Below are 12,410 nucleotides of genomic sequence, written 5' to 3' on the forward strand. Positions count from 1 at the left end.
GGTAAGGGGTGGCCGGGTAAGGGGCGATGGCGGCTGGTCCGGTTGCTGCCACGGCGACCGCTGGTCCCCGCGCCCACGCAGCCCGGGCGTCGCGTCGGGCCCGGCCCCAGGCGACGAGGTAGGCCAGCGCCGCCATGGGGACCAGCGTGATCGCCAGTGACTTCGTCATCAGGGCGAGGCCGACGAAGACCCCCGTCCAGGCCGCGGTGCGTAGGGAGGTGTCCCCGCGCAGCACGTAGACGATCGAGACCGTGGCCAGGCCGCTGGTCAGAACCAGCAGGTTGTCGTTGTTGACGCTGGATCCGATGTGGGTGAGCTGGGGGATCCCGAGCGGTACCAGGGCGGCACAGATCCCCGCCACCCGGCTGCCACCGCTGAGCCGGTTCGCCCCGGCCCAGGCGAGCAACGGCAACGGCGCGACCATTGCCACGCTGATCAGGCGCAGGATCCCGATGATCTCGTCCCAGCGCAGGTGGTCGCCACCGCCGGGGACAGCCTTGAGAATCATGGCGTCAACCCAGTAGTACAGCGGGGGATGCTGCACGAGCTGTTGGATGCTATCCTCCGGCGCCGGTGTCCGGTCCAACTCCTCCCAGCTGGGACGATCGTGGCGGGGGACGGCGTCGGCTGCGGTGAACGGGCCGGCGGACAGGTCGCGGGGCCGCTCCTCGGATCCGTAGGGGGCAGCCATGATCGCCCCCACGCCGCCCTGCGTCACGATCGCATGGCCCGGATGCGGCCAGCCCTCGCCCTCGACGAGCCGCATCACAGCGTCCACGTGGTTTGGTTCGTCGGGCGCATGGTACTGCGGCATCATCACCGACCAGCCGGCCAGCAGCGCGGTGAAGAGCAGAGTGATCACCCAGATGGCCGCGGGGATGGTGCGGAGAATCCCCCACGGCCGGAAGCGCGTCCCCATCGGGAACACGTCTCCGCCGGCCTCGGCGTCGGCGCGGGCCGTTGCGGTCGAATCCACAGAGTCACCCACGAGTGGCAGAGTCCCATCGGACGAAGGTGGAGTCATGCTACGGACCCCCGATTCCCCGTCGACGTCATGGGTGCCCTCCTCCCCTCAGCCCTGGTCGCGCACGGTGGTGAGGGTGCTCCCGGGCGGGTGTCCAGACCGTTGTCGCGGTGTTCCCGGACCGTCAGTGTTCCCGGACCGTCAACGTCGCAGCCCGCAACCATCATCCTGACCGTCCGAGGGCCGGTTCACCGTCATTGAATCGGGAGGTCGATACGGATGTCCTCGGCTATCCGGCTGCGAAGTCCGCCGGATAGCAGGATCTGTCGGATTTCGGCGAGGCGAAGATTCCGGTTTTTAGGCGTGGCCGCGGAGGTGTCCGCGTGGCACGCGGACAGCCGAGGCCGCCTTTGACGTCCGACTGCCCCCGACGTCCGGCTTCCCACCCTGGCGTCCGAGGCCCGGCGTCCGGAGCGCGTGATCCGGACGCCGGATCAGCGCCAGGAGTCGATGTGGCCGACGATCTTCGCGGGGGATCCGGCGGCGACGGCTTTGGGCGGCACGTCCCGGGTCACCACCGAGCCCGCGGCGACGACGGCGCTCTCGCCGATCGTCACGCCCTTGAGCACGATGGCCCCCGCGCCGATCCAGGCCCGGTCCTCCAGCACGATCGGCCCGCTCATCGGCTGCTCCACGCCGTCGACGACCATCGGGTGGAAGTCGTTGTCGAGTAGCTGGGTGTCCCACGAGACGTTGCAGCAGGCGCCGATCGAGACGCGTTCGCGTACGAGGATCTTGGCGAACCCGTTGATGTTCGCCCCGGGGCCGAGTTCCAGCACGCCCGAGTCGACGACGATCCGCACGCCCCGCTGCAGCGACACGACACCTTCGCAGCGCAGGCGGCCCTCGGGATGCACCCGGATGATCGAGGTATCGCGTCGGGTCGACAGCCCGAACGCGCCGAGCCCCACCCGCAGCGTCGCGCCCTCGGCGAACTCGATGCGCTCCCGGCCTTCGATCACGGTGGGGGAACCGGTCCAGATCGGTTGCCTGTATGCGAGCGGGTAACGCAGCCCGGCCACGAACGAGCGGGCCGAGGTCTCCTGCGCCGCCCGCAGCGAACGAACGTGCCGCACATACTCCCGAAGATCACTTCTGAACGCACCCACGGAGCAACAGTAGGCGCTGCCCCGGTGGCCGGACCGCCCGGCTGTCGGCTCGCCGGGTCGGGCGTGCCACCCTAGAGTCGTGCGCGAGCCCTCGACGGAGCGTGCACCACCGCCACGGACCGGCGATCGGAGCGGGAACGACGACGTCGGACCGCCAGGACGCCGGCCCGGGACGCCGCTGGGCCGGAACGACGACCGGGAGCCACACCGACGTGAGTGTCAGCGCCATCCATCGACCTGAACATCCGCAGGCCGGCACCCCAGTGCAGGCGGCTTCCGGGGACGGCGTCGCAGCCGTCGGTCCGGACGCCCCCTACGTGACCATCGTGCTGCCCTGCTACAACGAGCAGGACCATGTGCTGCTCGAACTCGAGCGCATCACCGCCGCGATGGACGCGAGCGGTTACTCCTACGAGGTCTTGGCGATCGACGACAAGTCGACCGACAACACGCTCGCGGTGCTGCGCGAGGTGGCCCCGCGGTTCCCGCGCATGCGGGTGATGCCGTTCCGCCGCAACGGTGGTTCCGGCACGGCCCGCCGGATCGGGACCCAGGAGGCCCGCGGCAAGATCGTCGTCTGGACCGACGCCGACATGACGTACCCGAACGAGCGCATCCCGGAGTTCGTCCGTTACCTGGACGACAACCTCGACGTCGACCAGGTCGTCGGGGCGCGCCGCACCGAGGAGGGCACTCACAAGTGGGCCCGGGTGCCGGCGAAATGGTTCATCCGGATGATCGCCCAGCGGCTGTCCGGCATGAAGATTCCCGACCTCAACTCCGGGCTTCGCGCCTTCCGCCGGGACGTCTCCCTGCCCTATCTGCGGCTGCTGCCCCCGGGTTTCTCCTGCGTCACCACGATCACGATGTCCTTCCTGTCGAACCAGCATCCGGTGGATTACATCCCGATCGATTACGCAAAACGATCCGGAACGTCGAAGTTCCATCCCTTCCGGGACGCGCGGCGTTACATCCTTCAGGTGCTGCGGATGGTGATGTACTTCGATCCGATCAAGGTTCTCATGCCGGTCGCTCTGTGGATCATGGGCTTGGGTTTCGTCAAGTTGATCGTGGACCTGATCCGCTACGACTTCCATGTGGCGACGTCGACGCTGCTGGCGATTCTGGTCGGCTTCCAGATCGTCGTGCTGGCGTTGATCGGCGATCTGGTGGCCCGCTCGCGCAGCGACACCTGACCTGCGTGCGCATCGCGATCGTCGGTCCGACCCATCCCTACAAGGGGGGGATCGCGCAGCACACCACCGAGCTCGCGCACCGGCTGTCGGCGCGGGGCCACGAGGTGGCGGTCGAGTCCTGGTCGGCGCAGTACCCCGCGTGGCTCTATCCCGGCGTGCAGCGCGTCACCGAGCCCGAGATGGAGCCGTTCGAGGTCACCCGCTACCCGTTGTCGTGGCGCCGGCCGGACGGATGGATCCGGCTCGGCAGGCGCCTGCGGCGGCAGGCCGACGCGGTGATCCTGGTCGTCGTCACTCCCGTGCAGGCCCCGGCGTACCTGGGCGTCCTCGGCGCACTGCGGGTCCGGGGGCCGCGTGGCCGGGGCACGGCTTCCGGGCGAGCGGGTTCCGGGCGAGCGGCTTCCGGGGGTGCGGGTCCCACGGTCGTCGCGCTCTGCCACAACGTCCTGCCACACGAGCGCCGGGCCGTGGACGAACCGCTGACCAGTGCGGTGCTGCGCCGGTCGTCGGCTGTTCTCGTCCACACGCCGGCCCAGGCGGAGCTCGCCGCGCGCCTCACCCCTGCTCCGGTCCTGGTGGCCGAGATGGCCACGCACCTGTGGTCCTCGGGTCTGTCGTCCTCGGGTCTGTCGTCCTCGCAGCCCGGGCCGGTGGCCGGCCGCGGTGGGCCATCCGCCGACGTCACCCGGCGCAACCTGCTGTTCTTCGGGCTGGTGCGGCCGTACAAGGGACTGGACGTCCTGCTGCGGGCGTTGGCCCGCGGGCCGGCGGACGTCCGTCTCACCGTCGCCGGCGAGTTCTGGGGCGGGACGGGGGAGATCGCCCGGCTGGTCGAGGAGCTCGGCCTGGCCACCCGGGTGGACCTGCGGTCGGGCTATGTCGACGCGGCGGAGGTGCCCGCGCTGTTCGCTGGTGCCGACGCCCTGGTGCTTCCCTACCGGGCCGGAACGGCGTCACAGAACGTCGATCTCGCGCACCTGCACGGCGTGCCGGTCGTGGCGACCACGGTGGGAACGCTCGCCACCACGGTCCGTGATGGGGTGGACGGTCTACTCGTGCCGCCCGACGACGCGGAGGCGCTGGCGGTGGCGCTGCGGCGGCTCTACGAGCCCGGCGTGCTCGCCGGTTTGCGCTCGAAGGTCATACCGCCGGACGTCGACGGGGCGTGGGAGCGTTACCTTGATCTGACGTTGGGCGCGCTTGGGCGTACATGAGCCGTGGCGCATACGCGAGTCACGGCCCATCCATGGGTCACGGCCCATCCATGGGTCGTGGACCACGGGTGAATCGTGGACTCGGAAGGCGGACTGGAATGAGCAAGGCGGACCGGATCGGCGGGGCTGACCGGACGGGAGGGGCCGACCTGTGAGCCTGGTGCGGGACGACGCCCTCGCCTTCGTGGGCCATCAGGTACATGTCATGCGTCGCCGGGAGGTCGGCACCCTGCTGTCGTGGGCGGGAGAACTGGCCGGGCGCACCCTGCTCGACGTGGCCGGCGGTGACGGCTACTGGGCCGGCCAGGCCGTCCGTCGCGGGGCTCGGGCGGTGTGCCTCGACCTCGCCCGGCACAAGCTGCAGTTCGGTCGCCGGCTGCGCGGGCATCCCGGGCTCGTCGAGGGGGACGCCTTGGCGCTGCCGTTCGCTGCGGCCACGTTCGATGTCGTCATGTCGGTCTGCGCCATCGAGCACTTCGACGATGGTCCGGCCGCGCTTGCCGAGATGGCGCGGGTGCTGCGTCCGGGTGGCGACCTGGTGATGTCCGCCGACGCCCTCACCCGGGCGGCGTCCTGGCCGGACCTGTTCGACCGGCACCGCGAGCGCTACCACGTCAGGCACACCTACTCCGGCGACCATCTCGCCAAGCTGCTCGATGATGTCGGGCTCGAGGTCATCCGGCAGACGTACATGTTCCGCAGCGAACGCGCCGAGCGGCTCTACCTGACTTTGTCCGCCAAGGGCGGCAGGACGGGATGGAACGCCGCGGCCGTGCTCTCGCCGGCCGTCGCCCTGTCGGACCGGCGGGCTCCCGACACCGCGGGCAGCGTCGTACTCACCCACGCCCGCAAACGGGAGGGCTGAACGATGGCGCCCGCCGGCCGGTCGGCACGCCCGGGCCCCGGCCGTGAACCGCGCCGGCAGCCGGAGCACGACCCGCGGACGGGCCCGCCGGCGCCCCCCACCTCCCTGCGCAACCAGCGCATCCTCGCCGCCGTCCTGACAGTGCTGCTGTTCGGGCTGATCGTGGCCGGGACGGGTGCCGGGTTCGCGCTCTTCGGCCATCGGGGCTGGGGATACCTGGTCGGCGGGATCTCCTGCGTCGTGATGGCACTCGCGGCCCTGCGTGCCCGCGGCCGCTGACCCGCCGACCCGCCGACCCCGGCTGTCCGGGGACCGGGCCGGCTGTCCGGGGATGGAGGAGGCAGGGGCAGACTGTGACCCGTGCGTGTGGGTTTCCTTGTCGAGCAGCTGCTCGCGCCGGTTCCCGGCGGGACCGGGCGCTACTCCGCCGAACTCGCGGCGGCGCTCGCCCGCACCGCCGCCCCCGAGGATCGGGTGACCGGGTGGTGTGCCGGGCGCCGGGAGGTCGGTCCGGCCGTCCTGCCCGGCGTCCTCGGTCCGTTCCGGCTCGGTCTGCCTCGCCGCGCACTCGCCGTGGCCTGGGCGCGTGGCGTGGGTCCGGCTCCGACGGGGGTGGACGTCATTCACGCTCCGACCCTGCTGGTGCCACCCGCGGGTGGCACCAGGGGGTTTGTGACCGGTTCGGTGGCGGACGCCCTGCGCGGCCTCGACGACCGGACCGGGTCCCGGTGCGGGCAACGGTCCGGTGGCCCCCGGCGTTCTCCTGGCCCCCGGCGTTCTCCTGGTTATCGGCGCTCCCCTGGTTATGTGGACTCATATCCACCTTCCGGACTTTCCGGCGTGCCGCCCCGTCCGTCGCTGGCTTCCTGGGCCTCCGGAACCGTCGCGCCGGCCCTGGGCGATGCCCTGGACCGGCGCCGGCCGCGCCCGAAGCTCGTCGTGACGATCCACGACGCCGTTCCCTGGACGCATCCCGAGACCCTGACCCCGCACGGGGTCCGGTGGCACCGGCTGATGGGCGAACGGGCCGCACGCCACGCCGACGCGATCGTCGTGCCGACGCTCGCGGTGGCGGCCGAGATCGCCCGGCATCTGCCGATCCCCGAAGATCGCCTGCACGCGATCGGGGAGGGAGTCGCCGACGCCGTGGTCCGGGTTCCGCCCGATGCCGACGCCCGCGCCGCGCGGATGGGGCTACCCCCTCCGGGGCGTTATCTACTCACCCTCGCCACGCTCGAACCCCGTAAGGGCCTCGACACCGCGCTCGCGGCGCTGCGACGACCGGACGATCCGGGCCTGCCGTTGGTCCACGTCGGCGCGACCGGCTGGGGTGGGCTGGACGTGCGCGCGACGGCGGCCAGGCACGGTCTGGGCGCGGACCGGGTGCGCACCCTTGGGCGGCTCAGTGACGAGGATCTCGCCGTGGTCCTGTCCCGTGCGGGCGTATTGCTCGCGCCGAGCCGGTCGGAGGGATTCGGGCTGCCGGTCGTCGAGGCGATGGCGCACGGTGTGCCGGTCATCGTCTCGGATGCCCCCGCGCTGGTCGAGGTCGGCGGGGACGCCGCCGTGGTGGTCGGGGTGGACGACCCGGCCGCGCTGGGCGCCGCGGTGGCGAAGGTCATGGGCGATCCGTACCTGCGGGGGCGGCTGTCGGAGTCTGGACGTCTTCGTGCCCGGTCATTTACCTGGAAAGGGGCAGCACTGGCGACGTGGGCGCTCTACCGTCGAGTCAGCGGTTTCCCCGCTGTGTCCGTCGCCGACGACGGGCGGGCGTAGTGTTGCCCCCGTTGAGAAGCAAGCGGTCACCGTGAAGCAAGCGACCACCCCGTCGCGGGTGGCGCGTCAGGGAGGGAGCGCCGTGGGACCCCGGGTGCTCGTCGACGCCACTTCGGTCCCGGCCGACCGTGGTGGCGTAGGGCGTTATGTCGACGGGTTGGTCGCGGCGCTGGGCGCGACCGGCGCGGACATGGCGCTCGTCTGCCAACGGTCGGATGAGGAACGCTACAGCCGGATGGCCCCACACGCCACCGTCCTGTCCGGGCCGGCGGCCATCGCCCACCGGCCCGCGCGGTTGGCCTGGGAACAGACCGGGCTGCCACTGGTCGCCGAACAGGTGAATGCCGATGTCATCCATTCACCGCACTACACGATGCCGTTGCGGGCGCACCAGCCCGTGTGCGTGACGATTCACGACGTCACCTTCTTCACCGAGCCCGACATGCACACCGCGGTGAAGGGCACGTTCTTCCGGTCCGCTATGCGTACCGCGGTGCGCCGGGCGGCCCGGATCATCGTCCCCTCGAAGGCCACCCGGGACGAGCTGGTGCGGGTGCTCGACGGGGAGTCGACGACCACCGACGTCGCCTACCACGGCGTCGACACGTCGACCTTCCATCCGCCGACCGAGGAGGACAAGCGGCGGGTGCGCCGCCGGCTCGGGCTCGGCGACTCGCGCTACGTCGCGTTCCTCGGGATGCTGGAGCCGCGCAAGAACGTGCCGAACCTCATCCGGGGCTGGGCCGAGGCGGTGCACTGGCGGGACGAGCCGCCCGCGCTCGTCCTGGCCGGCGGCTCCGGCTGGGACGACGACGTCGATGCCGCCGTCGCCTCGGTGCCGAGCCACCTGCGGGTGATCCGGCCGGGTTATCTGCGCTTCTCCGACCTGCCGGGCTATCTGGGAGGTTCGTCACTGGTGGCGTATCCCTCGCACGGCGAGGGCTTCGGGCTGCCGGTGCTGGAGGCGATGGCCTGCGGCGCCCCGGTTCTCACCACGCCGCGTCTGTCGCTGCCGGAAGTCGGCGGCGACGCCGTCGCCTACACTCAGCCGGACGCCGGCTCGATCGCCCGGGAGATGGGCGCCCTGCTCGATGACGCCGAGCGGCGCAGGCAACTCGGTCAGGCCGGTCTCGCCCGGGCCCGGGAGTTCACCTGGGCGGCCAGCGCCGAGGCGCATCTCGCGAGCTACGCGCGGGCGGTCGCCGAGCACTGAGGCGCCCGTCGGCCCGGCCCCGGGGCGAGGACCGCCGCAAAGGGCGCGCTACCGTCTCCTCGGTGCACAAGGTGCCGTGCGTCGTCACGGGAATGTGTCGGGCGACCGGTGGTGGGCGAGAACGGGCGGGCGAGACATGGGTGTGGATCCGGAGATCCGGGTCGTCGTCGTGACCTTCCGGTCCGGGGAGGTGATCGGAGCCTTCCTCGACTCGCTGGCGAAGGCGACCACGCGGCCCTACGAGGTCGTCGTGGTGGACAACTCGCCGCACCTCGACGAGGGCACGGCGGCGGCCGCCGAGCGGGCCGAGGTGCGCTTGGTGCGCCCGGGTCGCAACCTCGGCTACGGCACCGCGGTCAACCGTGGTGCCGCCGGAGCCCGCGGGCCCTGGTTAGTGATCTCCAATGCCGACGTCTCCTTCGCGCCCGGTGCGGTCGACGAACTGATTGCCGCGGCCGACCGCTGGCCGGGGGGCGGGGCCTTCGGCCCGGGGATCATCAATCCGGACGGGGCGCTCTACCCCTCGGCCCGGGACCTGCCCTCGCTCGGCCGCGGGGTGGGGCACGCCTTGTTCGGCTGGTGTTGGCCGACGAACCCGTGGACGGCCTCCTATCGGCGGGAGCGGGGCCTCCCCCGGGAGATGACCGCCGGCTGGTTGTCCGGTTCCTGCCAGCTGCTGTGCCGGGAGGCGTTCGAGGCGGTCGGCGGGTTCGACGAGTCCTACTTCATGTTCATGGAGGACGTCGACCTCGGCCGCCGCATCGGCGAGGCGTCCTGGCAGTCGGTGTACGTGCCGTCCGCGGTGGTCGAGCATCTCGGCGGACACTCGACGAAGCGGTCGTCACGGCGGATGGTGCTGGCTCATCACCGCAGCATGTTCCGCTACCTGTCCTGGCAGTACCCCGGCAACGCGCGCGCGCCGCTGCGGCTGCTGCTCGGGGTCGGTCTCGTGGTCCGGCTGCTGCTCGCGCTGATCTTCGCCCGGGACAGCGCGGGGGCGAAGGCGACCCGTTCTGCGGATCTGCTTCCCCGGGGTGGTGCCGCGCGGGGCGCCTGAGCGGGCCGCGGCCGGCCGATGGCCGACAGTCGAGTCGCTGGTAGTCATGGATGTCCTGGATGTCCGAGATATTTGGAATATCCGGGCGGCTTGGTGAACCCCGGTCCGACACAACGTGTCGAAACCATGGCATGCCGTTCGTCGTATGGTCCCGACCCCGATCCGTTTTCAGCGTCCACCGCGTGTTCTGCGACACTGACGCCCCATGGACGCAGTGATGCTTGTCGGCGGTCAGGGGACCCGCCTGCGACCGCTCACGATGTCGGCGCCGAAGCCGATGTTGCCGGTCGCGGGGGTGCCGGTCACCGCGCACATGCTGGCTCGCGCGCGAGACGCGGGAATCGACCGGGTGGTGCTCGCCACCTCGTACCGGGCGGAGGTCTTCGAGGAGTACTTCGGGGACGGCTCGGCGCACGGACTCCAGCTGGAGTACGTCACCGAGACCGAGCCGATGGGCACGGGCGGTGCGATCCGCAACGTGGCCGAGCGGCTCCACGGGGGACCGGGCGATCCGGTCGTGATCTTCAACGGTGACATCCTCGCCGGTCTGGACATCCAGGCCCTCGTCGCGCGGCACACGGTGACCGGCGCGGCGGTCACCCTGCATCTGACTCGGGTGGTGGACCCGCGTGCCTTCGGGGTCGTGCCCGTCGACGACGATGGTCGCGTCACCGCCTTCCTGGAGAAGACCCCGGACCCGCCCACCAATCTGATCAACGCCGGGTGCTACGTGTTCCGGCGGTCCGTCATCGACACGATCCCAACGGGACGACCGGTCTCGGTCGAGCGGGAGACCTTCCCGGGACTGCTGGCCGCCGGCACGGCGGTCATGGGTTACCCGGATGACACCTACTGGCTCGACCTCGGAACTCCCGCGGCGTTCGTGCAGGGCAGTCGCGACCTGGTGACCGGCCGGATGGCGTCGTCGGCGCTGCCGGGGCCGGTCGGGGACTGCCTGGTGCTGCCCGGTGCCGTCGTGGCCGCCGACGCCAAGATCGGTGGCGGGGCGACCGTCGGGGCCGGCGCGTGGGTCGGCGCGGGTGCCGCGATTGACGGTGCGGTGCTGTTCGACGGTGCGGTTATCGAGGCCGGGGCGGTCGTGCGGGACAGCGTGATCGGTCGGGACGCGGTGATCGGCTCCGGTGTCGCGCTCGACGGGGTGGTCATCGGCGACGGGGTACGGATCGAGCGAGGCAACGAACTGCGGTCCGGGGCGCGCGTGTTCCCCGGAGTCGTCCTCTCGGCGGGCGCTGTGCGATTCAGCTCGGACCGCACCTGAGCGCAGCCGACCGGTTGCGGGCGGCGGCGGACCGCTGGTAGCGCCGCCGCATTTCCTCACGACGCGGCGGCTGCGGTCCGTCCGTGCGGAGATCTTGCGGACATCCACGGACGGGGAACAAAAACCGTCCGCTGAATGCGGCGATTCCGCGCCGTGGCCGAGGACAATCGCACTCATGAGGTTCAGCGTGGAACGCGACGCGTTCGCCGACGCGACCGGCTGGGCCGCTCGGCATCTGCCCAACCGGCCGGGCCCGGCCCGGAACGTCCTGACCGGCATCCTGCTCGCCGCGGGCCATGGTTCCGCGGCGTCTCCCGGTTCCGCGGCGTCTCCCGGTTCCGCGGCGCCCCTGGGCCCGGCCGCAGCCTCGGTCCTGACGATCTGCGCGTACGACACGGAGGTGGCGGTGCGGGCTCCGGTCGCGGCCTCGGTGGACGAACCGGGGCGGGTGCTGGTGCCCGGCCGGCTCCTCACGGACATCGTGCGCAGCCTGCCCGCGACGACGGTCGACGTCGTGGTCGACGGTGACCGGCTGGTCCTGCGCTGCGGCAGCGTCCGTTTCACCGTGCCGCTGATGGACCCGGGTGAGTACCCGAAGCTCCCTAGCTTTCCCGGACCGATCGGCGAGGTGGACACGCTTGGGTTCGCGTCCGCGGTCGGTCAGGTCGCCCCGGCGGCCGGCCGGGACGAGACCATGCCCGTGCTCACCGCGGTCCGGATGGAGATCTCCGGGCGTGGGCTGACCCTCGTCGCCACCGACCGGTACCGGCTCGCGGTACGCGGCATACCCTGGCAGCCGACAGTCGACGATCCGTGGGCGCTCGCGCACGTGCCTGCCAAGGTTCTCGCCGAGGTGGCCCGCACGCCGACGTCGGCCTCCCGCACCGTGATTGGTCTGGACCTCGACGATCCGTCCGGCGCCCGGCTCGGCCTCGCCGCCGGCGGCCGGCAGACCATCGTCCGGCTCATCGAAGGGACGTTTCCCAACTACCGCAAGCTCCTGCCCGAGGCGGCCGCGCTCGTCGTCACCGCGCAGACCGCGGCGCTCGCCGCGGCGGTCCGTCGGGTGGCCGTCGTCGCCACCCGCACCGGGCCGCTGCGGTTCACTTTCACCCACGACCAGGTCGTCGCCGAGGCCGGGGACGGCGGTGGCGCACAGGCCAGCGAGACGATGCCGGTCGAGTACGCAGGTCCCGAGCTCTCGGTGCTGTTCAATCCGTCCTACCTGCTGGACGGGCTCGGTGCCGTCGAGGACGATCAGGCGACGATCGGGTTCGTCGACGACGATCCGGTCGAGGCCGCCGCGAAACCCGCGGTGCTCACCGGCAAGGACAGCGGCCGCGGCGCTGTCGACGAGGGCGCCTACCGCTACCTACTGATGCCCATCCGCCACGGCGGGGGCTGAGCCGAGGGCCAGGACCGTTTCTCCTGATCGTCTGGTTCGGCAGTCCAGGGTATGGATCCGGGGCGATGAGCCGGCCCGGCCGCGGCCCTGACGAGGACCGGACAGCCTTATAACCGGATAGCCGGAGACAGGCCACAGATACGCCGAAGAAACACCGTGGGAAATTTGTCCCGTGGCCTCCGCGCGACCCCGCTCGGGTTACCGATGCGGAGGGAACCCGACATCTCCCGTTCGGGATCCGGCCCCTCCTGTTTCCCCGGTTCTTACCTCTG

The 12,410-nt window shown here is 71.4% G+C and carries 11 protein-coding genes; 9 read left to right on the plus strand and 2 right to left on the minus strand.

Features of this window, described 5'->3' with window-relative positions:
* Together AC08OX_RS09090 and AC08OX_RS09095 are read right to left on the minus strand one after the other, a co-directional pair.
* A partial coding sequence (locus AC08OX_RS09090; protein ID WP_476607404.1) for a glycosyltransferase family 39 protein occupies positions 1-1,024 on the minus strand: 1,024 nt, incomplete at its 3' end.
* A gap of 434 nt (positions 1,025-1,458) precedes the next feature.
* The gene (locus tag AC08OX_RS09095) at positions 1,459-2,133 is read right to left on the minus strand and encodes an acyltransferase (RefSeq protein ID WP_476607405.1); all 675 of its coding nucleotides are present in this window, start codon (positions 2,131-2,133) and stop codon (positions 1,459-1,461) included.
* Between the two features lie 212 nt (positions 2,134-2,345).
* Between AC08OX_RS09095 and AC08OX_RS09100 the strand changes: the two genes are divergently transcribed.
* From AC08OX_RS09100 to dnaN, 9 genes are all read left to right on the plus strand, one after another.
* The gene (locus AC08OX_RS09100; RefSeq protein ID WP_023839898.1) at positions 2,346-3,329 is read left to right on the plus strand and encodes a glycosyltransferase family 2 protein; all 984 of its coding nucleotides are present in this window, start codon (positions 2,346-2,348) and stop codon (positions 3,327-3,329) included.
* Between the two features lie 5 nt (positions 3,330-3,334).
* Positions 3,335-4,543 carry a glycosyltransferase gene (locus AC08OX_RS09105; protein WP_476607406.1) on the plus strand — a complete coding sequence of 403 codons (1,209 nt, stop codon included), beginning with the start codon at positions 3,335-3,337 and terminating at the stop codon, positions 4,541-4,543.
* Between the two features lie 151 nt (positions 4,544-4,694).
* Positions 4,695-5,408, plus strand: coding sequence for a class I SAM-dependent methyltransferase (locus AC08OX_RS09110; protein WP_476607407.1), 714 nt, complete (start codon positions 4,695-4,697; stop codon positions 5,406-5,408).
* A 3-nt stretch (positions 5,409-5,411) separates the two neighbouring features.
* On the plus strand, positions 5,412-5,687 hold the full coding sequence (locus AC08OX_RS09115) for a hypothetical protein (RefSeq protein WP_476607408.1): 276 nt from the start codon (positions 5,412-5,414) through the stop codon (positions 5,685-5,687).
* A gap of 81 nt (positions 5,688-5,768) precedes the next feature.
* The gene (locus AC08OX_RS09120) at positions 5,769-7,184 is read left to right on the plus strand and encodes a glycosyltransferase family 4 protein (RefSeq protein WP_476607409.1); all 1,416 of its coding nucleotides are present in this window, start codon (positions 5,769-5,771) and stop codon (positions 7,182-7,184) included.
* 82 nt (positions 7,185-7,266) lie between these two features.
* Positions 7,267-8,397 (plus strand): glycosyltransferase family 4 protein, encoded by a 1,131-nt coding sequence (locus AC08OX_RS09125; RefSeq protein ID WP_476607413.1) that lies wholly within the window; start codon positions 7,267-7,269, stop codon positions 8,395-8,397.
* 136 nt (positions 8,398-8,533) lie between these two features.
* Positions 8,534-9,454: a glycosyltransferase family 2 protein gene (locus AC08OX_RS09130; RefSeq protein ID WP_476607410.1), complete on the plus strand. Its 921-nt coding sequence runs from the start codon at positions 8,534-8,536 to the stop codon at positions 9,452-9,454.
* Positions 9,455-9,659: 205 nt separating this feature from the next.
* The gene (gene manB / locus AC08OX_RS09135) at positions 9,660-10,733 is read left to right on the plus strand and encodes a mannose-1-phosphate guanylyltransferase (protein ID WP_476607411.1); all 1,074 of its coding nucleotides are present in this window, start codon (positions 9,660-9,662) and stop codon (positions 10,731-10,733) included.
* A gap of 175 nt (positions 10,734-10,908) precedes the next feature.
* Positions 10,909-12,138 carry a DNA polymerase III subunit beta gene (gene dnaN, locus AC08OX_RS09140; protein ID WP_476607412.1) on the plus strand — a complete coding sequence of 410 codons (1,230 nt, stop codon included), beginning with the start codon at positions 10,909-10,911 and terminating at the stop codon, positions 12,136-12,138.
* Positions 12,139-12,410 lie beyond the last annotated feature (272 nt).

It is taken from the genome of Frankia sp. CoBUL1, assembly GCF_978021245.1.